A 22,318-nucleotide genomic window follows, 5' to 3' on the forward strand; every position below is an offset into this window, starting at 1 on the left:
GTCGTGGACGACGACTTCATGGTGGCCAGGATCCACGCCGGGTACGTCGCGCGGGTGCCCGGGTTCACCGTGGTCGGCGCCGCGCACACCGGGGAGACGGCGCTGGCCGCGGTGGCGCGGCACCGGCCGGACCTGGTGCTGCTCGACATCTACCTGCCGGACATGTCGGGACTGGACGTGCTCAGGACGCTGAGAGGCGCCGCCCACCCCGTCGACGTCCTGGTCGTCACCGCCGCGCGCGACGCGGCCACGGTGCGCGCGGCCATGCACGGCGGCGCGGTGAACTACCTGGTCAAGCCGTTCGCGGCCGGCGCGCTCACCGAGCGGCTGGAGCGCTACGCCGACCTGCGCCGGCAGCTCTCCGCGATCGGCTCCGGCGCGGGCCAGGGCGAGATCGACCGGCTGTTCGGCGAGGGCGGGAGCGGAGGCGGCCCGCAGCCGCTGCCCAAGGGCTTGTCCGGCACGACCTGCGCCCTCGTGGAGGACGTGCTCAGGGAGGCGGGCGCCGACCTGTCGGCGACCGAGGTGGCGGCGCTCACCGGACTGTCGCGGGTCAGCGCCCGGCGCTACCTGGAGCACCTGTGCGCCACCGGCCGGACCCGCCTCCGGCCGAGGTACGGCACCGCCGGCCGGCCGGAGCACCGCTACCTGTGGACCGGTTGATTTGTTACCCCTTCGGGGGCGATGGCCGACCATTGTGGTTTAGGGTTGCCGGGGGGAGAAAGCGTGAAGGAGGGGACGGAGGCCGTGCGGAACGCCGGAAGGCCAACCGAACCACCGACGGATCCGTTCGCCGCGGTCCCCCTGCCCTCGCACCCCGTCCGACCGGGCGCCGCAGCCGGGTCACGGGACCCGCGCCGGCCCGCCGCGGAGCGGCCGGGCCCTGCCCCGAACGGTGCCCCGAACGGCACTCCGGGCGCCGCCCCGACCGGTGGCCCCCGCCTCCCTCCGGGCGTCTCACCCGACATCTTCGGGCCCTCCGGGGAGCCCGCCGGCTTCGGCCGGACCGCCGGACCGGCCGCGGGAGGAACGGGCCTGCCGCAGGCCGCGTCCCCGCCCCAGCCCTGGCGGATGGCGGCCCCGCCGCCCGAGCAGCCGATTCCGCCCCGCCCGCCGCAGGGCGGCCCCGGCGATCCCTCCCCGGCGGGTCCCCCCGGCCGGGAGGAGCGGGCCCCGCGCGGCCGGAGCCGGAGGCTCCTCCTCGTCACCGTGCTCCTGCTGGTCCTGGCCGCTCTCGCCTACGCGGTCCCCGCGGTCGCCATGTCCGGCAAGATCCTGTCCGGCACCCGGGTCCGGGGCGTCGACATCGGCGGGCTCACCGCGACCGAGGCGGCCGACCGGCTCAGGGAGCGGCTGGCGGAGCGGGCGGGCGAGCCGATGGTGCTGACGGCCTTCGGCAAGCGCCACGAACTGGACCCCGAGAAGGCGGGCCTCGAACTCGACGTGGTCGCCACCATCGACCAGGCGCCCAGCGACTTCCCCACCCCGGGAGAGGTGTGGCGCGCGCTCACCGGCACCACCGAGCTGGACCCCAGGCACTCGGTCGACTCCGAACGGCTGGACGCCGCCGTGGCGGCGCTGGCCGAGGACATCGACCGGGAGGTCGTGGAGGGCGCGGTCCGCTTCAAGGGCGTCGAGCCGGTGACGGTGAAGCCCCGGGACGGCCGCGAGCTGGAGAAGGCGGCCGCGGCCGCCGCGATCCAGAAGGCCTACCTCGGCCCGGCCGGGCCGGTGGAGCTGCCGGTCACCGTGATCAAGCCGAAGGTCACCGCCGCCGTGGTCGCGAAGACCGCGGCCTCCGCGGGCAAGGCCCTGTCCGGCCCGATCACCCTGAAGGCGGGAGCGCGGCAGGCCGTCCTCCCGGTCGAGACGGTCGCCGCCCACCTGTCCTTCGAGCCCGGCGACTCCGGCGGCATGCGGCCCGTCTTCGACGCCAGGAAGGCCGTCGCGACAGTCGAGAAGGACCTGGTCGACCAGGCACAGGCGCCCCGCGAACCCACCTTCCGGATCGTCGGCGGCAAGCCGGAGCTGGTCCCGGGCCGCAAGGGCCGGGGCGTGGACGACAAGAAGCTCGCCGCCGCCGTGGCGGAGCTGGTCTCCGAGGGCGGCAGCCGGACGATCCCGGTCAGCCTCACGACGGTCCGGCCGCGCACCTCCGAGGCCGAGCTGCGCAAGCTCGGCATCAAGGAGAAGATCAGCGAGTTCACCACGCCGTTCGAGTGCTGCCCTCCCCGGGTCACCAACATCCGCACGATCGCCAAGCTGCTGGACGGCCACCTGGTCAAGCCCGGTGAGACCTTCTCCCTCAACGGCGTCGTCGGCGAGCGCGACACGGCCCGCGGCTTCGTCGAGGCCCCCATGATCGCGGGCGGCAGGCTGGTGCCCTCCGTGGGCGGAGGCATCTCCCAGTTCGTCACGACGATGTACAACGCGGTGTTCTTCGGCGGTCTCCAGGACGTCCAGCACATGGCGCACGAGTTCTACATCTCCCGCTACCCGGCCGGACGCGAGTCGACGGTCTCCTGGCCGGCGCCGGACTTCCGCTGGAAGAACGACTCGCCGTACGGCGTGCTGGTGAAGACCTCGACCACGAGCACCTCGGTCACCGTCGCCTTCTGGAGCACCAAGCGCTACGAGATCGAGTCCATCTCCTCGGAGCGCTACAACGTCACCCCATTCGAGAGGAAGACCGACAGCGGCCCGGACTGCATCCCGATGGTCGGTCAGCAGGGGTTCACCATCGACGTGACCCGCGTCTTCAAGAAGGACGGCAAGGAGGTCAAGCGGGAGACGGAGAAGACCGTCTACAAGCCCGAGACCGACCTCAAGTGCGTCGCCTCCACTGAGGCTCCCACCGAGGGCGACTAGCCCGGGGAGGGAGCCCGGTGCTCACCGGTCGCGGCCGGGGAGGGGCGGACGCAGGTCCGGCATCACCGGCAGCGGCTCCTCGGGCTGCCAGTCCTCGATGTCCAGGACCGAGGCGGCCGCCGGCGCCTTGATGGTGATCTTGGTGCCCCAGGCCCTGAAGAGGCTGGTGGCGGTGACCTTCGTGCGCCAGCTGCCCCGCAGGCCCTGCGTCGACTCGGTGTAGGAGCTGACCAGCTTGCGGGTGCGCTGCTTGCCGTCCTGCCACAGCCTCCAGTCGATGACGAGGTCGCCGGTCGCCCCCTGGGGCTTCTCGCCGAGCAGCCGCCGCAGGGAGGGCGAGGCCGCATAGAGCTGGCGGACCGTGATGGAGCCCGTGCGAAGCGTCGTGGAGACGCCGTCGATCTTTCCGCCGCGGCGCTTCTTCTCCGTGGTGGCCAGTAGGCCCTTGAGCGTGGTGGGTTCCAGGGCGTTGACCACCGAGGAGGAGAAGCTCTCCGGGCCCGGCCAGCGCAGCCAGGTCTTGCCCTCGGGCAGCATGCCTCCGAAGAAGCCTCCGGAGGTGTAGGACGCATTGCGCGTCGTGATGACCCGAATTCCGGAACCGCCGGAATCGTGGGCGTAGGTGAGGTCGGAAGCGACCGCGCCGGAGGCGCCGAACATGTACGCGCCCGTCGTCCGGAACCGGGAGGTGAACGCGCCCCCGCTGCCGGTCTGCCGGCTGGTGATCGTCTCCGTGACCTTGACGCCGCGACCGGCGACGAACTGACGCTTGAGCGCGGTCACCGCTCTCTTGGCCGAGGCCCGCTCCTGCCGGCGCTTGAGCGCGGCCACGGCTCCCTTGGGAAGGGCCCGCGCCTGCTCGCGCTCGGGCGCGGTCACCGGTCCCTTGGGGGCGGCCTGCGCGTGCGCGGGCGCGATCATGGCCGGTGCGGTCGCCGCGGCGGCGACCGCGACGGCGGCAGTGGTGGTGACAGTGGCGATCCATCGCCTCATGGATGTACTCCCCGTAGATCCCCTCTTCCTTGAGGGGATGGAATCGTCCGGACGCGGGATTCCTCGCGTCCGTGAACGTGTGCCTACAGAGGGTAAATGATCCTTTTGTGTCGAATGTACGGGTGAAGACGCCGCGAGGTAGATCTTGCGGAGGACCCGCGGATCCGCCGCCGGACCGACGTCGTGGGCGGTCCGCGGCGCGGCCGGGATTCCGCGGCCCACCCGCGCCGCGTCCGCCGGGGTCAGCGGTTCTCGCGAGAGGTGCTCCTGCAGGGACCGGCCGCGCACCGGCTCCATGACGATCCACGGCACCGGCTCCATGACGATCCACGGGCGCGGCGTAGCCGGTCCGCGCCCGCGCCGCGGTCAGGGGGCGAGCGTGAAGAGGCGGTCGTCGTCTGCGGCGGGGGAGCCGCGGCCGTCCTTGTTGCTGGTGCCGAACCACAGGGAGCCGCCGGGCGCGGTGGCGACCGCGCGGAGCCGGCCGTACCGGTCGGTGAAGAGCGGGACGGGCTCGCCGGCCCCGCCGTCCGCGGTGAGCGGGACGCGCCAGAGCCGGGCGCCGCGCAGGGCGGCCATCCAGAGGGAGCCGTCGGCGTAGGCCAGGCCGGAGGGGGAGGCCTCGTCGGTGCTCCAGGTGGCGATCGGGTCGATGAAGCGGGAGCCGCCGCCGGTGCCCTCCACCTCGGGCCAGCCGTAGTTGCCGCCCTTGGTGATCAGGTTGAGCTCGTCGAAGGAGTTCTGGCCGAACTCGCTGGCGTACATCCGCCCCGACGGGTCCCAGGCCAGGCCCTGGACGTTGCGGTGGCCGTAGCTCCAGACCACGCTGGAGAACGGGTTGCCGGGGGCGGGCCTGCCGTCCGGGGTCATGCGCAGGATCTTGCCGGCGAGGGAGTCCCGGTCCTGGGCGAGGGAACGGTCGCCGACCTCCCCGGTGGAGGCGTACAGCTGGCCGTCGGGGCCGAAGGCCAGGCGGCCGCCGTTGTGGATGGCGCCCTTCGGGATGCCGTCGAGGACGACCGTGGCGCCGGTCAGGGTGCGGTCGTAGCGGTAGCGCACGATCCGGTTGTCCGAGGCGGCGGTGTAGTAGAGGAAGACGTGCCGGTCCCGCTCGAACGAGGGGGAGACCGCGACGCCCATCAGGCCGCCCTCGCCGTCCGGCCGGACGCCGTCGATCCGCGCGACCTCGGAGACCTTCCCGGCCGCCGTCACCCGGAGCAGCCGGGCGGTGTCCCGCTCGGTCACCAGCGCGTCGCCGCCGGGCAGGAACGCGATCCCCCAGGGCACGGCGAGGTCCTTCGCCAGGACGCGCGGCTCGGCGGCCGGTCCGGGCTCCTCGGCCGGGGAGGTCGCCGCCGGTGACCCCGGCGGCGGGGAGGGGCGGGTCGGCTGGGAGGCGGCGGGGGCGGGGGCCTCCGAGCACCCGCCCGCCAGCACGGCGGACGCCGCGATCAGGAGGGCCGCCCAGCGCGTGCGGCCCGCGCCGTGTGAGGTCATGCCGGTCATGGGGCTCTCCCGTCTCGTCCGTCCCTCTATCCATACACGACCGGTGCCGCGGAAGGGCTCGTGAGCGCGGGCGGCGATAATCCATGCCATGAAGATCTGGGTTCCCTCCGAGGCCGCCGCCGATGTCCTGAGCGATCTGCCCGACGTGGAGTGCGTCGTCTACGACGGCCGCGGGCCGGCGCCCGCGGGGGCTGACGAGGTCGAGGTCTGGATCCCGCCGCTGGTCACGGTGGAGGGGGCCGCGGAGCTGCTGGGCCGGATGTCCTCCCTGCGGCTGCTGCAGACCGTCACCGCGGGGGTGGAGCCGTACCGGCCGCACCTGCCGGAGGGGGTGACGCTCTGCAACGCGCGGGGGGTGCACGACGCGGGCACCGCGGAGTGGGCGGTCGGCGCGATGATCGCGGTGCTGCGGGAGTTCCCCGGCTTCGTCCGGGCCCAGGAGCAAGGGGAGTGGACCTACCGCCACACGGGCGTGCTGGCCGACTCGACCGTGCTGATCGTGGGGTACGGCTCGATCGGCGAGGCCCTGGAGCGGCGGCTGGCCGGGTTCGAGGTGGAGGTGGTCCGGGTGGCCAGGACCGCGCGGGCAGGCGTGCACGGGCAGGACGAGCTGCCCGCACTGCTGCCCCGGGCGGACGTGGTGGTGCTGCTGGTCCCGGCCACGGCCGACACCGCCGGACTGGTCGACACGGCGTTCCTGGGCGCGATGAAGGACGGCGCGCTGCTGGTGAACGCGGCCCGGGGAGGGGTGGTGGACACCGGCGCGCTCGTGGCCGAGCTGGAGAAGAAGCGGATCCTGGCCGCGCTCGACGTGACCGACCCCGAGCCGCTGCCGCCCGGCCACCCGCTGTGGACGGCCCCCGGGGTCTTCCTCACCCCGCACGTCGCGGGTAGCACCCCCGCCTCGGGACGGCGCACGCTGCGCCTGCTCCGCTCGCAGCTCCTGCGCTATCTCGCAGGTGAGCCGCTCAAGAACGTCATTACCGGATCTTACTGACACAGAAAGGCAGGGGAGAAAAGGAATCCGTACCGTGGCTGCCCCGTGACCTTCGGTGGATATCGTGGTCTCCTGCGACACTGATCGCTCGCATGGTTATCAGAACGGTGACGACTGCGGTGTTGTCACCTCCGGCGCTCAACGGAGAGCACACACTGGCCCTGTGCTCTTCCGGGGACTTCACAGGACACGGAGAGCACAGGACGACGTGCCCGAGGGGCACCGTGAGCGCGACGGACAGAGGGACGCCGCGCGAGCGGGACGAATCGACACTGGATGGGCAGACGACATTGATCCGCTGGCGTGATCCCCGGACACCTCTGGCGGCCGCCGCCGCGGTCGGCGTGGCGGGGTTCGTTGCCGCTCTCGTCAGCGGCGTCCAGGCCGTGGCCGCGGGTGCGGTGGCGGGAGCCGTGACGGCGGGGATCGCCGCGGTGTCGCTGCTGGCCGCGGCCTCCCGGGTGACGGGCCGCCGCAGGGCGCTCGCCTGGCGCTGGCTCGCCGCGGGGTCGATGACCTGGCTGGCCGGGACCGCCGTCCGGCCGTTCGCGGACGGCACGCCGTTCGCGGTGAACTTCGCCGACCTGGTGCTGCTGGCCGGCACGGCGATGCTGGCGGTGGGCACGGGCCTGTCCGCGGCCCGGCCCGCGTACGGCAGGGCGTTCATGCGGGACCTGTCGGACGCCTACGTCTGCGCGGCCTCCCTCCTCGTGATCGCCTGGGTGCTCGTGCTGGGCCCGGTCTACCGGGAGGCGGCCGGGGCGGGCGACTTCGCGGTCAACTTCGCCCCGCCGCTGCTCTGCCTGCTGCTGACCTGCGTGGTCGGTCCGGCGGTGGTGCCGATCCGCCGGTCGGCCTGGCCGGTGGGCCTGGCGGCGCTCGCCGTGCTCGGGGCGATCACCGTCGCGGAGACGGCCACCGCGGTGACCCGGCTCGCCGGGGAGACCCCGTCCATGCCCTGGGCGTGGCCCGCCCCCATGGCGTTCCTGCTGCTCGCCGCGGTCCCCTGGAGCGGGCGCGCGCCGGAGGACGACGGGGAGCGGCCCGTGCCGCGGCCCGCCTCACCGCTGATCGCGGCGGTGCCGCTGCTGCTGGTCGCCGCCGCCACCGCGGTCGTGCTCCTCCGGGTGCTCAGGGGCGGCGCGCAGGGACCGGTGCAGGTCCTGGCGGTCGTCTCGGCGTCGGTCGTGGTCGTCCTGCTGGTCCGGCTGTCGGGGGCGCTGGCGGAGATCGGCCGCGCGCGGGTCCTGGTCGACCTCGGCGAGCGGCAGCTGCGCGACCTGGCGGAGAGCACCGGCGACGTGGTCCTGCTGTGCGACTACGACGGCGTGATGCACGAGGTCGGCGCCGGCGTGGAGATCCTGTACGGCTACCGCCCCGACGAGCTGACCGGGCAGCCGGTCTTCGACTACGTCCATCCCGAGGACCTGCCCGGGATCCAGGAGGCGCTGCGCGCGATGAGCCTGGAGGAGGAGCCGGTCCGGGGCCCGGAGGCCTTCATGATCGCCTGCCGGGTCCGGGCGGCCGACGGCACCTGGCGGCCGACCGAGTCGGTGGTCACCCGGCACGTGCGCGGGCAGGACCTGCTGCTGATCACCGCCCGCGACGTCAGCGACGAGGAGGCCCTGCGCAACCAGGTCGCCCACCTCACCTTCCACGACGGCGTGACCGGCCTGCCCAACCGCGCCTACTTCGAGGAGCGCACCCGCGAGGTGCTGGCCCGCCCCGGCGAGAGCCGCGCCGTCGTGGTCTTCCTCGACCTGGACGGCTTCACCTCGGTCAACGACTCGGTCGGCCACGCCAGCGGCGACTACCTGCTCGGCCAGGCCGCGCGCCGGCTGCGCGCCGCGGTACGGGCCGACGACACCCTGGCGCGCTGGGGCGGCGACGAGTTCGCGGTGCTGCTGGAGACGGGGGCGGACGCGCAGACGGCGGTGGACCTGGCCGAGCTGCTGGTCCACACGGTCTCCTCCGAGCCGTTCCGGGTGGCCGACCGCGACATCGCGCTGACCGCGAGCGTCGGGGTGGCCTTCGCCGACGACGACGTGCCCTCGGCCGACCTGATCCGCAACGCCGACGTGGCGATGGCCCGCGCCAAGGAGCTGGGCGGGCGCCGGGTCGAGGTGTTCGCCGCGCACATGCACGCCGACGTGGTCCGCCGCCTGGAGCTCGCCGCGGACCTGCAGCGGGCGCTGCTGGAGAACCAGTTCGCCATCGAGTACCAGCCGGTGGTGGACCTGGCGACCTCGCGGGTCACCGCGGTGGAGGCGCTGGTGCGCTGGTGGCGGGGGAGCGCGTTCGTGCCGCCGGAGCAGTTCCTGGGGCCGGCCGAGGACACCGGCCTGATCGTGCCGCTGAGCGAGTGGATCCTGCGCCAGGCGTGCCAGGAGGTGGCCGCGTGGCGGGCCTCGTCGTGGGACATCGGGCTCTCGCTCAACCTGTCGGCCCGGCAGATCATCGCACCGCGCTTCGTGGAGACGGTGGAGTCGGCGCTGGCCGAGAGCGGCCTGCCGCCCAGCGCGCTCACCCTCGAAGTGATCGAGGAGATGCTGGTCGAGGACGCCGAGGAGATCACCGACCGCCTCTCGGCGTTGCGGAACCTGGGCGTACGGCTGGCGATCGACGACTTCGGCACCGGTTACGCCTCGCTGGCGTTCCTGCGCCAGCTCCCCGTGGACATGATCAAGATCGATCCGTCGTTCGTGTCGGGACTCGGCTCGGACGAGACGCTGACGCTGCTGACCCGCACGATCGTGCGGCTCGGCCACGACCTCGGGCTCACCGTGGTCGCCGAGGGCATCGAGCGCGCCGAGCAGCTGGAGCTGCTGCGGGAGATGGGCTGCACGCACGGCCAGGGATACCTGGTGGCGCGGCCGATGACCGCCCGGGGCGTCGACTCGCTGATGCCGGCCGGCGCCTCCAGCCTGCAGGGCACCGCCTGACATCTCGTATCCTGAGACTTGCGTTCCATGGATTTGACGCCGGAACGCTCCGTCGGTCATGGTGGAGCCATGCATCACCGTGGGATCCGCGTAGTACTTCGCCGGCGCGCAGGCCGTTAAGCGAAGCACTCCGACCTGCGCGCCGCCCCGGCTCCGCCTCACGTAGGCGGACGGGGCATTTTTTATGCCAGCAGGAAGCTCAGCCACGCATCAGCCACGCAAGGAACGAGCCGATGACCGAACAGATGACAGGAGCCCAGGCCCTCGTGAGGGCGCTGGAGCACGTCGGGGTTGACACCGTGTTCGGGATTCCGGGCGGGGCGATCCTCCCCGCCTACGATCCCCTCTACGACTCGACCAAGGTCCGGCACGTGCTCGTACGGCACGAGCAGGGCGCGGGGCACGCCGCCCAGGGCTACGCGCAGGCCACCGGCAGGGTCGGGGTGTGCATGGCCACCAGCGGCCCGGGCGCGACCAACCTGGTCACCCCGATCGCCGACGCCTACATGGACTCCGTCCCGATGGTCGCGATCACCGGCCAGGTGGCGAGCGCCGCGATCGGCACCGACGCGTTCCAGGAAGCCGACATCTCCGGCATCACCATGCCGATCACGAAGCACAACTTCCTGGTCACCGACCCGGCCGAGATCCCGCGGACGATCCTGGAGGCCTTCCACATCGCCTCCACCGGCCGCCCGGGCCCGGTCCTGGTCGACATCGCCAAGGACGCCCTCCAGGCCATGACGACCTTCCCGAGCTGGCCGCCGGCGATGCAGCTGCCGGGCTACCGGCCGGTGACCCGGCCGCACTCCAAGCAGATCCGCGAGGCGGTCAAGCTGATCGCCGAGGCGAAGCGGCCGGTGCTGTACGTCGGCGGCGGCGTGCACAAGGCGGGCGCCTCGCCGGAGCTGCTGGAGTTCGCCGAGCTGACCGGCATCCCGGTGGTCACCACCCTGATGGCGCGCGGCACCTTCCCCGACAGCCACCCGCAGCACATGGGCATGCCCGGCATGCACGGCTCGGTGTCGGCGGTCGGCGCGCTGCAGAAGTCCGACCTGCTCATCGGGCTGGGCGTGCGCTTCGACGACCGGGTCACCGGCGAGCTGTCCAGCTTCGCGCCGTACGCCAAGGTGGTCCACGCCGACATCGACCCGGCCGAGATCTCCAAGAACCGGCACGCGGACGTCCCGATCGTGGGCGACTGCAAGGAGGTCCTCACCGAGCTGATCGCCATGGTGCGCGCGGACGACCGGAAGGGCGACTACACCGACTGGTGGACGGCCCTCGGCACCTACAAGAAGACCTACCCCCTCGGCTACACCGAGTTCGAGGACGGCTCGCTGGCCCCGCAGTACGTCATGGAGCGGCTGAGCGCGCTCGTCGGTCCGGACGCGATCTACACCGCGGGCGTCGGCCAGCACCAGATGTGGGCCGCGCAGTTCATCGGCTACGAGAAGCCCGGCACGTTCATCAACTCCGGCGGCGCCGGCACCATGGGCTTCGCGGTCCCGGCCGCGATGGGCGCCAAGATGGGCCGCCCCGACGCCACGGTCTGGGCCATCGACGGCGACGGCTGCTTCCAGATGACCAACCAGGAGCTGGCCACCTGCACCATCGAGGGCGTGCCGATCAAGATCGCGGTCATCAACAACGGCAACCTCGGCATGGTCCGCCAGTGGCAGACGCTCTTCTACAACGAGCGCTACTCCAACACCGACCTGCAGACGGTCCGCCGGATCCCCGACTTCGTCAAGCTCGCGGAAGCGTACGGTTGTGTGGGCCTGCGCTGCGAGCGTCCCGAGGACGTGGACGCGACCATCGAGAAGGCGATGGAGATCAACGACGTGCCGGTGGTGATCGACTTCGTCGTCCACCAGGACGCGATGGTCTGGCCGATGGTCGCCGCCGGGACCAGCAACGACGACATCAAGTTCGCGCGCGACATGGCGCCGGTCTGGGACAGCGAGGAGTAGGACGTGAGCGAGCGCAGCGAGCGAACCAAGAGACACAGCGAGCTTGCGAATGCGTCGACGAGCCGCCAGGCGAGGAGGAACGCATGAGCAGGCACACGCTCTCCGTCCTGGTGGAGAACAAGCCCGGCGTGCTCGCGCGCGTCGCGGCGCTGTTCAGCCGCCGCGGGTTCAACATCGACTCGCTGGCGGTGGGTCCGACCGAGCACGCGGACATCTCGCGGATGACCATCGTGGTCAACGTCGAGGAACTGCCCCTGGAGCAGGTCACCAAGCAGCTCAACAAGCTGATCAACGTGCTGAAGATCGTGGAGCTCGACCCGGGCCAGTCGGTCCAACGCGAACTCATGCTGATCAAGGTGCGGGCCGACGCCGAGACCCGCTCGAACGTGCTGGAACTGGTCAATCTGTTCCGGGCGCGCTGCGTCGACGTCGCCTCCGACGCGGTGACCATCGAGGTCACCGGGACGCCGGACAAGCTGGAGGCCTTCATCAAGGTCCTGGAGCCGTTCGGCATCAAGGAACTCGTCCAGTCGGGCATGGTGGCCATCGGCCGCGGCGCCCGTTCCATCACCGACCGCTCCCTCCGGGCCCTGGACCGGACCGCGTAGCGGGCGGATCGCCGAGCGAGCGGAGCGGCCGCCCGGAGCGGATCCGGACGGGCGCGACGCGCGCGGGGCGGGAAGCCCGACCGCGAGCAGAGCCGTACAAAACCCTGAAAGGTTCAAGTAAGTGACTGAGATCTTCTACGACGACCAGGCCGACCTGTCGATCATCCAGGGCCGCGTCGTGGCCGTCATCGGGTACGGCAGCCAGGGCCACGCCCACGCGCTCTCCCTGCGGGACTCCGGCGTGGACGTCCGCGTCGGCCTGCCCGAGGGCTCCAAGAGCAGGGAGAAGGCCGAGGCCGACGGCCTGCGCGTGCTGACCCCGGCGGAGGCGGCCGCCGAGGCCGACCTGATCATGATCCTCGCGCCGGACCACATCCAGCGCCACCTGTACGCGCAGGACATCCTGCCGAACCTGCAGCAGGGCGACGCGCTCTTCTTCGGCCACGGACTGAACATCCGCTACGGCCTCATCGAGGCGCCCGAGGGCGTCGACGTCGCGATGGTCGCCCCCAAGGGCCCCGGCCACCTCGTCCGCCGCCAGTACGCCGCGGGCCGCGGCGTGCCGTGCCTCGTCGCCGTCGAGAAGGACGCCACCGGCAACGCCTGGCCGCTGGTCCTGTCGTACGCCAAGGGCATCGGCGGCACCCGGGCGGGCGCGCTGAAGACGACCTTCACCGAGGAGACCGAGACCGACCTCTTCGGCGAGCAGGCCGTGCTGTGCGGCGGCGTCTCCGAGCTGATCAAGGCCGGGTTCGAGACCCTGATCGAGGCCGGCTACCAGCCCGAGGTCGCCTACTTCGAGTGCCTGCACGAGATGAAGCTGATCGTCGACCTCATGTACGAGGGCGGCATCCACAAGATGTACTGGTCGGTCTCCGACACCGCCGAGTACGGCGGCTACTCCCGCGGCCCGCGCGTCGTGACGCCGGAGACGAAGAAGGAGATGCAGCGCATCCTGGCGGAGATCCAGTCCGGCGAGTTCGCCAAGGAGCTCGTCGACGAGTTCGACGGCGGCCAGAAGCGCTTCACCGCCTACCGCGAGGAGCTGGCCGAGCACCCGATCGAGAAGACCGGCGCCAAGCTCCGCCCGATGATGAGCTGGCTCAAGGACAAGTAGGCCCGGGAACCCTCCGGTGCCGGCCGTACGGGGAGTCCCCCGTACGGCGACGCCCCCGCGACGGATGACCGTCGCGGGGGCGTCGTCTTCTCCCGGTGGGGGGTCGGCCGGGAGCGCCCTGCGGGTCCCGTGCCCGCCGTGACCGCCCGGACGGCGGCGGCGGAGGACGAAAGGGCCCGCGGGGCACGCGGGGGAGCGGCGAGGAGACCCCTCGGCCGTCCGGGGTCCTACCTGGTGGCGAAGTTCTGGGTCCAGTAGATCTGGCCCTGCGCGTTCTTGGCCGCGCCGACGCCGATGAGGTTGTAGCCGCAGTTCATGATGTTGGCCTTGTGGCCGGAGCTGTTCATCCAGCCGTTGACCACGGCGGCCGGGTTCGGGTAGCCCCAGGCGATGTTCTCCGCGAAGGCCCTGCCCCCGGTGAAGCCGGCCCCGCGGATGCGGTCCATGAAGGAGCGGCCGTCCTGGGACTTGTGGTCGAAGTAGCCCTTGGCGGCCATGTCGGCGGAGTGGCCGTAGGCCGACTGGCGCAGCTGCGGGTCGTGCTTGAGGGGGGCGCAGCCGCCCTTGGCCCGCTCGACGTTGGTCAGCCGCACGACCTCGTTCTCCTCGGCCGTGCCCACGGCGCCGGGCGTGCCGGGGTTGCCGGGCGTGCTGCTCGGCGGGGCCGGAGTGGTGGGCTTGGCGGTCGGCGGGGCGGGGGTGGTGGGCTTGTTCGTGGGCGTGCTGCTCGGGGGCGCCGGGGTGGTGGGCTTGGCCGTGGGGGTGCCGCTCGGCGGGGCGGGGGTGGTGGGCTTGGCGGTCGGCGGGGCCGGGGTGGTAGGCGTGGCGCTCGGCACCGCGGTGGCCGTGGGGGACGGGAAGCCCGGGAGGGAGCAGGACAGCCGGATCGGAAGGGACCGGGCCTGGTTGCCCCGGTAGTCGACGACCTCGGCGTAGTACGTGCGGACGGCCTTGCTGCAGTGCAGGCTGACGTTGAGCTGACCGTTGACGAGCCCTCGCTGGGACCCGCTCTTGACGACCCGGTCGGGACCGGGCTGGGCGCGCTTGATGCGGAGCCGGACCAGAGAGGTGTTCTCGCAGCCGGCGCGGGCCGCGGACGCCTCGATCTTCCCGGCGGGCGTGACATAGGGGGCGCTCACCGACACGCCGCACATGTCCCCCGGGCCTGCCGCGGCGTGGGCCGCGACGGCGGGAGTGCTCAGGGCCGCCAGACTTCCGAGGCACATCAGTGCTCCGAGCGGTCTGCGCATGTGGGTTCCTCCAGATGGGTGGACGCTGGATGGGTCCGCATTCTGGTCCCCACAGACATGTCTTGTCACGAAATTTCAGACAAAAATCTGAGGCTCAGGTAAACCGAAGGGGCGGCTGACGCGTCGCGGAACGCCGTTGGACCGATTTCGACCAGGCATATTCTGATTCCGGACACGTCCGTAAAGATCGGGAAATCCCGGAAAAAATCTTGGGGATGCGAGGGTCGGCCGGAGGACGTACGGCCCTCCGGCCGGCCTCCCTCCGGGAGGCGGCACGTCCCGGCCGGACGCCTCCGGAGGGGCGGAACCTCCCCGCGCCTCCGGATCGCTGCTGGGTCGGCGTTGGGTCACTGCTTGGCGGCGAAGTTCTGCGTCCAGTACGGCCGGCCGCTGCTGTTCTTGGCCAGGCCCACCCCGATGTCGGCGTAGGCGCAGTTCATGATGTTGGCCCGGTGCCCCGAGCTGTTCATCCAGGCCGTGACCACCGCGGACGGGGTCTGCTGGCCCCAGGCGATGTTCTCCGCCCAGCGCCGGGCCCCGGTGTAGCCGGCCGCCCTGATGCGGTCGCCGACGTTCCTGCCGTCCTTGGAGGTGTGGCTGAAGTAGTTCTGGGTGGCCATGTCGAGCGAGTGGCCGTAGGCGGCCTTGCGGAGGTACGGGTTGTTGACGAGGGCGCGGCAGCCCCCCTTCTGGCGCTGGATGTTCGTCAGCCGCACCACCTCGTCCTCCTCGGGGGTCGCCGCCACGCCGCTCGTCGCGGTGGGAGTGGCGGTCGGCTCGACCGCGGGGGCGGCGACGGCCGGACTGCCCAGGGCCGTCACGGCGCCGAGGCACACGAGTGCTCCTAGCGGTCTGCGCATGTCGGGTCCTCCATCCTTCAGATGGTCTGACCTGGATAAATTCCGCATTTCACCGCCAACGAACGCCCCCTGTACGAAATTTCGGACAAAATGCCACAGAAGCGTCAACTATTCATCTTTAGGAATATTTCCGGCGCAGGAGTGAGGTTGACAGCCGTAGCGGTGGAGCGCTCCAAGGGGTCGGGAGCGAGACGGGCGCCGACGGGGTCTACCAAGCGGGCACTTGGTGGGGTTCAATGTGGCAATGATCACACCGGCGTCCGGTGCCCGGGTCTCCACCGTTCCGCAGGGCGTGCGCCTCGGCTACGGCGTCGGCTCGGTCTGCACCGCCACCTTCGGCACCGTCCCGGGCCTGCTGCTGCTGTTCTACATGACCAACGTGCTGGCCGTGCCCGCCTGGATCGCGGGCCTGGTGGCCTTCCTCCCCAAGGTCTGGGACGTCGTCGTCAACCCCTGGGTCGGCCAGCGCTCCGACCGGACGGTCTCCCGCTTCGGCGCCCGCCGCCCCTGGATGCTGCTGGGCGCGCTCACCCTGCCCCCGGCGTTCGCCGCGACGTTCGCGGGCCCGCCGCTGACCGGCCTGCCCGCCGCGGCGTACGTGGCGGTCTGCTACCTGCTCACCGCCACGGCCTACGCCTTCTACGAGGTCCCCTACAAGGCGATGCCGGCCGAGATGACCGGCGACTACCACGAGCGCTCGGCGATCCTGCAGTGGAAGATGGTCTTCATCGGCCTGGCGATCCTGCTGTCCGGTTCCGTGGCCCCCGCGATCGCGGGCACCGAGGTGTCCGGCTACCGGCTCATGGGGGTGGTCGTCGCCGCGGTGCTGCTCGTGTCGATGCTGGCCTCCTTCTTCGGTACGGCCCGCGCCCCGGTGGTCGTCCGGGCCGAGTCCGAGCCGTCGTTGCGCGCGCAGTTCGCCGCGGCCCGCACGAACCGGCCGTTCCTGCTGCTGCTCGGCCTGAGCTGCGCCCAGATGTTCGCCGCCGGGACGCTGCTCGCGGGCGCGCCGTACTTCGCGACCTACACGCTGGGCGATCCCGGGGCGACCAGCACCCTCCTGCTGTGCATCGTCGGGCCGCTGCTGGTGACGATGCCGGGCTGGGTCGCCCTGTCTCGGCGCTACGACAAGCGCGGGGCGATGCTCGCGGCCTCGTCGCTGTTCGCCGCCGGGGCGGCCGCGATGGCGCTGACGGAGGAGCTCGGACCGGTCTACGCGCACGCTTGCGTGCTCGTCGTCGGCGTCGGCTACGCAGGCCTGCAGCTGCTGCAGTTCTCGATGCTCTCCGACGTGATCGTCCATGATGCGGCGGTCACCGGCAGGAACCGGGCCGGGGTGTTCACCGGCCTGTGGACGGCGGCCGAGACGGTGGTCTTCGCGTTCGGCGCGCTGGTGCTCGGCTGGCTGCTGGGCGTGGCGGGCTTCGTGGAGTCAGGCTCGGGCGCGGCGGTGGAGCAGCCCGCGTCGGCGGTCCGGGCCGTGCTGTACGGCGGCACGCTGGTCCCCGCCCTCTTCGCCGGGATCGCGGTGCTGCTGACGACGCGCTATCTCCTCACGGAGCAGGAGCTCAGGTCGGCTGGGGCGTGACCACCACGAAGGCGCAGTCGCCGAAGGAGATCACGTCGCCCGGCCGGACCCGCGCCGGACCGACCAGCCGCCAGTCGTTCAGCCGGGTGCCGTTGAGCGAGCCGAGGTCGACGAGGATCCAGTCCTCCTCGTCCCGGCGGAGCTCGGCGTGGATCCGGGAGACCGTCAGGTCGGCCAGGACCAGGTCGCAGGCCGAACCCCGGCCCACCACATAGCGGTTGCGGGCGTCGCCGGGCAGGGCCAGTTTGGGCAGCCGCGGCCGGCGCCAGGCGGACTCCACCCGGGTGGTGAAGTCGGAGATCGACGAGACGACCTCCGTCACCATGCGGCGGAACCGGCCGCGCTGCGGCAGGTCGGCGACCAGGTTCTCCAGCTCGCCCTGGTTGCGGGCGCGCAGGGCCATGTCGACGCGTCCGAGGAACGTGTCGTGCGAAAGTCGCCCCTCGACGGCGCGGTCCCGGAGCTCGTTGATCGCACGATCGCGGTCCCCGTCGGATGCGCGGGCCGGGGGATGCGTCGAGCTCATCCCCCGAGTATCGGTCCCAACCCCGATTCCTGTCCAGAATATGCGGATCCCCACCCTCGGTTGCCGTGACCATACCGAGTATGCATACTCAGTATCCATGGCGATCCGACAAGGGCTGCTCGCCCTGCTGAGCCAGGGGCCCCGCTACGGCTACCAGTTGCGTTCCGAGTTCGAGGCGTCGACGGGGGCGATCTGGCCGCTCAACATCGGCCAGGTCTACACGACGCTCTCGCGGCTGGAACGCGACGGCCTGGTCGCCCCCGGCGAGCAGGACGCCCAGGGCCGGGTCGTCTACACGATCACCGAGGCCGGCCGGGCCGAGATGGAGCGATGGCTCAGCACCCCCGTCGCCCGGTCCGACCGGCCCCGGGACGAACTGGTCGTCAAGCTGGCCATGGCGGTCGCGGCCGGCGCCGACCCGCGCCCGGTGATCCGGGCCCAGCGCACCGCGACCATGCGCGCGCTGCAGGAGCTCACCCGGGCCATGGCGGGTGCCGAGGGCCCGGCGCAGCGGCTGGTGCTCGACTCGATGATCTTCCAGGCCGAGGCGGAGCAGCGCTGGCTCGACCACTGCGAGGCCGTGCTCGCGGCCTCCCCCCGCACGCAGGAGACACCGGAGGCCACCCGCTCCCCGGAGCCGGGATCCGGGCCCTCCCCAGACGAGGAGTTCTGATGAGTTTCGACCCGGTCGTACGGCTCGCGGACGTCACCCGCGTCCACGGCGACGGCCCGCAGGCCGTACCCGCGCTGCGCGGGGTGAGCCTGGACGTCGTCGCCGGAGAGCTGGTCGCGGTGATGGGACCGTCGGGGTCCGGCAAGTCGACCCTGCTGAACCTGGCCGGTGGGCTGGACGCGCCCACCTCGGGCGAGGTGACCGTCGAGGGCGCGCCGCTGTCCGGGCTGTCCGCCCGGGAGCTCGCGGCGCTGCGCCGCAGGCACGTCGGCTACGTCTTCCAGGACCTCAACCTGATCCCGTCGCTGACCGCCGCCGAAAACGTGATGCTCCCGCGCGAGCTGGACGGTGTGCGGGCGCGGCAGGCCCGGAGTGAGGCCGCGGAGATCCTCGCCGAGATCGGGATCACCGAGCCCGGCCGCTTCCCCGACGAGCTCTCCGGCGGCCAGCGGCAGCGGGTCGCCATCGCCCGCGCCCTCGTCGGCGAGCGGCGGCTGATCCTGGCCGACGAGCCCACCGGCGCGCTGGACACCCCCACCGGCGACGACGTCCTGCGTCTGCTGCGCACCCGCTGCGACGCCGGCGCGGCCGTGCTGCTGGTCACCCACGAGCCGCGCTACGCCGCCTGGGCCGACCGGGTGGTCTTCCTGCGCGACGGTGAGATCGCCGACTCCACCGCCGCGCCTCTGGAGAGCGCCCGATGAGCGCCGGTCGGATGGAGAAGACCACCCGATCCCCGCTGGCCGCCCTCCGCGCCGCCCTGCGGATCTCCCGCCGCGACGCCCTGCGGACGAAGGGGCGCAGCGCCCTGATCATGACCATGATCGGCCTGCCCGTGCTCGCGGTCTCCTTCATGCTCACCTGGCAGGCGACCGGCGATCTCACCGAGCTCGAACGGGTGCCGCTGAAGCTCGGCTCGGCCGATGCCAGGCTGACGGACACCCGGGCGGCGGTGCCGATCCGGCAGGACGACACGGGCTTCTGGGAAGCCCGGACGGGGGAACCGGAGCGGCCGCCCCGGAGCGGTGCGGAGATCCAGGGGCTGGCCGGGGCGGGCAGCCGGGTGATCCCGATGAGCCGGGCCTTTCTGGAGTACCGGACCGGCGCCGCGTACGGCGATGCGGAGGCCGCCGAGGTCGACCTGCGGGACCCGATGACGGCGGGCATGTTCCCGCTGCTCGGCGGGCGCCACCCGAAGAGCGCCGACGAGGTCGCGGTCACCGGCCCGGTGGAGGCCGCGATCGGCACGACCCTCCGCTACACCCGTGACGACCTGCCCAAGCGGGTGGTGGGGATCGTGCGGGAGCAACCCCACGAGTACGGCAGGACGATCATCGGGCTGCCCGGGAGTCTGCTCCCCGCAGGGACGGAGGCCGAGCGCTTCTGGCTGCTGGACGCGCCGGAGCCGGTCACCTGGGAGGAGACGCTCCGGCTGAACCGGGAAGGACTGGCCGTGCTCTCGCGCGCGGTCCTGGAGGATCCGCCCGCGACCGGTGACGGGCCGCGGGACGCCCTCGCCCCCTTCCCGGAGACCGGCCGCACGGAAGGGCTCCTGCTCGCCGGTCTGTCGGTGACCCTGCTCGTGATCGAGGTGGCGCTGCTGGCCGGGCCCGCCTTCGCCGTCGGCCTGCGCCGCCGGCGCCGGGAACTCGCGCTCGTCGCCGCCCAGGGCGGCTCGGCCCGCCACCTCAAGCTGGTCGTGCTGGCGGACGGGCTGACCCTGGGGCTGGCCGGCTCCGCGCTCGGCGCGCTGCTCGGGATCGGCGCGGCCCGGGTGGCCGCATCCGTCGTCGGGGTCTGGCCGGACGGCGGGTTGGGACCGTTCGAGGTGCCGGTGGGGCGGATCGCCCTCACCGTGGCGCTCGGCGTGTTCAGCGGGGTGGCGGCGGCCGTGGTGCCGGCCGTGCAGGCCGGGAGGACGAGTCCCGCGGCGGTGCTCGCCGACCGGCGGGTCCGGCCGCGGGACCGGGCCGGCTGGCCGCTGCTGGGACTGGCCCTGCTGGCAGCGGGGACGGGTGCGACGGTCCACGGGATCCGGGCGGAGACCACGTGGGTCATCGGCGGCGCGGTGCTCGGGCTGCTCGGGCTGGTCCTGCTGACCCCGCTGCTGGTCCGGCTGGCGGACAGGCCGGCGGGCGGGCTCCCGCTGCCCCTCCGGCTGGCCGTCCGCGATGCCGCCCGGAACCGGGGCCGGACGGCTCCCGCGGTGGTGGCGGTCATGGCCGCGGCCGCCGCCTTCGGCACGGTCGCGGTGGTCATCGCCGGTGCGGAGCGCTCCCGGGTGGAGAGCTACCGGCCGTCCTACCCGTTGGGCGCCACGGCCGTCTACGGCGATGACGTCACCGAGGACTCCTGGAAGAAGATCCGCCCGATCATTGAGCAGGCGCTTCCCGGAGTGCCGCTGGTGGAGGCCTACCAGCCGGTCGACGCCGACGGCCGGATCGTCCACTTCGACCCGATGGAGGGCCGCTGCAACGACTGCGCGATCTCGGTGGGTCCCCTCGGTGAGCTGCCCGCGGGCGGCCCCGGCCTGCTCCGCTTCCTGCTGGGCCGGACCGATCCGGCGGCCGAGGCGGCGCTGGCGGAGGGCAAGGCGGTGATCTTCAACCCGGAGGCGGTCCGCGGCGGGAAGGTCCGGCTCCGCGCCTCGGCCCAGGGGATGTCCGACTCGGCCGTGCCGAAGCAGATCACTCTGCCCGCGACGACGGCCATCGTCCGGGGAGCGTCCATGGTCCTCGGCGTGGTGCCCGTCCCCGCGCTCGCAGAGGTCGGGCTGAAGGCCAGGCTGCACCACCTCATCGTGGATCCGGCGGTCGCCCGGCCTACCCCGGAGCAGGAACGGCGGTTCAACGCCCCGGTGCGGGCCGTCACCCCCAACGTCGCGGTCCATGTGGAACGGGGCGTTCTCGCGAATCCCCCCGATGAGACCCTCAATCTGTGGATCATGGCGGCCGTCGCCTCGGTGGTGATGCTCGGCGGCACCTTCACCGCCGCCGGCCTCGCCCTCGCCGACGCCCGGTCCGACCTGGCCACGCTCTCCGCCGTCGGGGCGAGGCCGTGGACCTGGCAGGCGGTCGCGGCGGGCCAGGCGCTGTTCATCGCCGGATTCGGCGCCCCTCTCGGGCTGCTGGCCGGGCTGGTCCCCGGATTCGCCCTGACGCTCCAGCGAGACGTGCAGATGGGCCGGTGGCGCGAGGTGGGGCTCAACGGGGTACCGATCGAGAGATCGGAGGCGGTCCTCGCCGTGCCATGGCCGGTGTTCCTGGCGGTGGGCTTGGTCCTGCCGCTGGCGGCGGCGCTCATCGCGGCGCTGTCCGCCCGGACGAAGGTGACGCTCACCCGCCGGATCGCCTGACCCCGGCCCGGTCCTCCGCCGACGAGCCGGGGGAGGACCGGGCGGTACGGCTACGGCAGGGTGATGCGGATCTTGGACTGCTTGTGCGGGAGCTCCTCCCAGTCGTCCATGAACTTGGCCGTCAGGCCGTACCGGGCGGCCAGGTTCACCAGCGTCTCGGTCCGGTAGTAGAAGTCCTCGCGCAGCACCTGGTGCTCGCGGCCCTCGGTCCGGTCGAAGGTGAAGTCGAACCAGCCGCCCGGCCGCATGACGCGGCCCACGTGGGCGAAGCACTCCTCGATCACGTGCAGCGGGGAGTGGGAGAAGACGCTGTGCGCGTGCACCACGTCGAAGTGGGCGTCGGGCAGGAACTCCAGCTTCAGGTCCCGGACCGGGGTCAGGTGCGGGAGCTTGTCGCGCAGGCCGTACGCGGTGAGGGTCTTCTGGGCGGCGACGAGGATGTCGGGGGAGATGTCGATGCCGTAGTAGCCGCCGGTGTCGAGGTGGTCGATGAACAGGCGGCCGGCGCGCAGGTTGCCGCAGCCGATCTCCAGCATCCGGTGCTCGGGGCGCAGGCCGTGCCCGACCAGGTAGTCGAACTGCATCCGGCCGAGGGCGAGCCAGCGCTCGTGCGACTTGCTGCCCACCGCCGCCTCGGGGCTGCGCGCCGTGTCCGACTTCATCACGGCCCGGTAGTAGCTGACGTGGTCGCCGGTGCGCAGCCGGAACCAGGTGTCCCGGGCCAGCCTCCGCACGTGCGGGACGATCCGGTCCGGATGCCGTACGGCATAGCGCAGCTGATGGATCGGGTTGGAACGGGTCATCTCTGCTGAACCTCCGCGAGCCGGTGCTTGCAGGTCGTCGGCGCCGCGGTGAAGCTGATCACCGCGGGGACGGCGGCCTGGCCTGCCGGGGAGCGCGCGGCGCCCGCCGGGCCGCTGGACGGCCAGACCCGCAAGGGCATGGTTACCAGAACCCCGCGGGGCGGAGCCGTCAGCGGCGGTCCGGGAGCGTCCGGGACGTACGCCGCGAAGCATGGCACGGCGACCCGCCGCACGGACGCGCGGGTCCACCGCGTTCCCC

General features: G+C 72.5%; 17 protein-coding genes. 11 read left to right on the forward strand and 6 right to left on the reverse strand.

Annotation, left to right across the window (positions count from 1 at the left end):
- Positions 1-18 precede the first annotated feature (18 nt).
- Together IEZ07_RS03845 and IEZ07_RS03850 are read left to right on the forward strand one after the other, a co-directional pair.
- On the forward strand, positions 19-663 hold the full coding sequence (locus tag IEZ07_RS03845) for a response regulator (RefSeq protein ID WP_191893745.1): 645 nt from the start codon (positions 19-21) through the stop codon (positions 661-663).
- Positions 664-1,071: 408 nt separating this feature from the next.
- Entirely contained in the window at positions 1,072-2,868 is a 1,797-nt protein-coding gene (locus IEZ07_RS03850) for a VanW family protein (RefSeq protein ID WP_191893532.1), read from the forward strand.
- A gap of 21 nt (positions 2,869-2,889) precedes the next feature.
- On the opposite strand, the gene IEZ07_RS03855 is transcribed toward IEZ07_RS03850, so the two are convergent.
- Together IEZ07_RS03855 and IEZ07_RS03860 are read right to left on the reverse strand one after the other, a co-directional pair.
- Positions 2,890-3,861, reverse strand: a complete 972-nt coding sequence (locus tag IEZ07_RS03855; RefSeq protein WP_191893533.1) for a hypothetical protein — start codon at positions 3,859-3,861, stop codon at positions 2,890-2,892.
- A gap of 366 nt (positions 3,862-4,227) precedes the next feature.
- On the reverse strand, positions 4,228-5,367 hold the full coding sequence (locus tag IEZ07_RS03860; protein ID WP_239319456.1) for a PQQ-dependent sugar dehydrogenase: 1,140 nt from the start codon (positions 5,365-5,367) through the stop codon (positions 4,228-4,230).
- An 88-nt stretch (positions 5,368-5,455) separates the two neighbouring features.
- Here IEZ07_RS03860 and IEZ07_RS03865 point away from each other — a divergent pair, with 88 nt between their 5' ends.
- The 5 genes from IEZ07_RS03865 to ilvC all read left to right on the forward strand — a co-directional run bounded on the left by IEZ07_RS03865 (position 5,456) and on the right by ilvC (position 13,004).
- On the forward strand, positions 5,456-6,364 hold the full coding sequence (locus IEZ07_RS03865) for a 2-hydroxyacid dehydrogenase (protein ID WP_191893534.1): 909 nt from the start codon (positions 5,456-5,458) through the stop codon (positions 6,362-6,364).
- Between the two features lie 224 nt (positions 6,365-6,588).
- On the forward strand, positions 6,589-9,306 hold the full coding sequence (locus tag IEZ07_RS03870; RefSeq protein WP_301549301.1) for a putative bifunctional diguanylate cyclase/phosphodiesterase: 2,718 nt from the start codon (positions 6,589-6,591) through the stop codon (positions 9,304-9,306).
- Positions 9,307-9,317: 11 nt separating this feature from the next.
- Positions 9,318-11,279, forward strand: a complete 1,962-nt coding sequence (locus IEZ07_RS03875) for an acetolactate synthase large subunit (RefSeq protein WP_301549304.1) — start codon at positions 9,318-9,320, stop codon at positions 11,277-11,279.
- Between the two features lie 83 nt (positions 11,280-11,362).
- Entirely contained in the window at positions 11,363-11,887 is a 525-nt protein-coding gene (gene ilvN / locus IEZ07_RS03880) for an acetolactate synthase small subunit (RefSeq protein WP_068897615.1), read from the forward strand.
- A 121-nt stretch (positions 11,888-12,008) separates the two neighbouring features.
- The gene (gene ilvC, locus IEZ07_RS03885) at positions 12,009-13,004 is read left to right on the forward strand and encodes a ketol-acid reductoisomerase (protein WP_507763330.1); all 996 of its coding nucleotides are present in this window, start codon (positions 12,009-12,011) and stop codon (positions 13,002-13,004) included.
- Between the two features lie 227 nt (positions 13,005-13,231).
- On the opposite strand, the gene IEZ07_RS03890 is transcribed toward ilvC, so the two are convergent.
- Together IEZ07_RS03890 and IEZ07_RS03895 are read right to left on the reverse strand one after the other, a co-directional pair.
- Positions 13,232-14,254: a CAP domain-containing protein gene (locus tag IEZ07_RS03890; protein WP_204054259.1), complete on the reverse strand. Its 1,023-nt coding sequence runs from the start codon at positions 14,252-14,254 to the stop codon at positions 13,232-13,234.
- 347 nt (positions 14,255-14,601) lie between these two features.
- On the reverse strand, positions 14,602-15,114 hold the full coding sequence (locus IEZ07_RS03895) for a CAP domain-containing protein (protein WP_191893536.1): 513 nt from the start codon (positions 15,112-15,114) through the stop codon (positions 14,602-14,604).
- A gap of 244 nt (positions 15,115-15,358) precedes the next feature.
- Between IEZ07_RS03895 and IEZ07_RS03900 the strand changes: the two genes are divergently transcribed.
- Entirely contained in the window at positions 15,359-16,702 is a 1,344-nt protein-coding gene (locus IEZ07_RS03900; protein ID WP_191893537.1) for an MFS transporter, read from the forward strand.
- Here IEZ07_RS03900 and IEZ07_RS03905 read toward each other — a convergent pair.
- A complete protein-coding gene (locus IEZ07_RS03905) occupies positions 16,683-17,228 on the reverse strand; it encodes an FHA domain-containing protein (RefSeq protein WP_068897612.1) in 546 nt (181 codons plus the stop codon). The genes IEZ07_RS03900 and IEZ07_RS03905 overlap by 20 nt on opposite strands.
- A 97-nt stretch (positions 17,229-17,325) precedes the next feature.
- On the opposite strand from IEZ07_RS03905, the gene IEZ07_RS03910 reads away from it, so the two are divergent.
- From IEZ07_RS03910 to IEZ07_RS03920, 3 genes are read left to right on the forward strand one after another with little or no spacing between them, the layout of a single operon-like run.
- A complete protein-coding gene (locus tag IEZ07_RS03910; protein ID WP_191893538.1) occupies positions 17,326-17,901 on the forward strand; it encodes a PadR family transcriptional regulator in 576 nt (191 codons plus the stop codon).
- Complete coding sequence (locus IEZ07_RS03915; RefSeq protein ID WP_191893539.1) at positions 17,901-18,605, forward strand: ABC transporter ATP-binding protein; 705 nt, start codon at positions 17,901-17,903, stop codon at positions 18,603-18,605. The genes IEZ07_RS03910 and IEZ07_RS03915 overlap by 1 nt, the downstream gene beginning before the upstream one ends.
- Positions 18,602-21,256 (forward strand): FtsX-like permease family protein, encoded by a 2,655-nt coding sequence (locus IEZ07_RS03920; RefSeq protein ID WP_191893540.1) that lies wholly within the window; start codon positions 18,602-18,604, stop codon positions 21,254-21,256. Before IEZ07_RS03915 ends, IEZ07_RS03920 begins: the two co-directional genes overlap by 4 nt.
- A 50-nt stretch (positions 21,257-21,306) precedes the next feature.
- On the opposite strand, the gene IEZ07_RS03925 is transcribed toward IEZ07_RS03920, so the two are convergent.
- Positions 21,307-22,059: a class I SAM-dependent methyltransferase gene (locus IEZ07_RS03925; protein WP_191893541.1), complete on the reverse strand. Its 753-nt coding sequence runs from the start codon at positions 22,057-22,059 to the stop codon at positions 21,307-21,309.
- Positions 22,060-22,318: the final 259 nt, after the last annotated feature.

The sequence above is a fragment of the Planomonospora parontospora genome (genome assembly GCA_014647935.1).
Lineage (GTDB): Bacteria > Actinomycetota > Actinomycetes > Streptosporangiales > Streptosporangiaceae > Planomonospora > Planomonospora parontospora.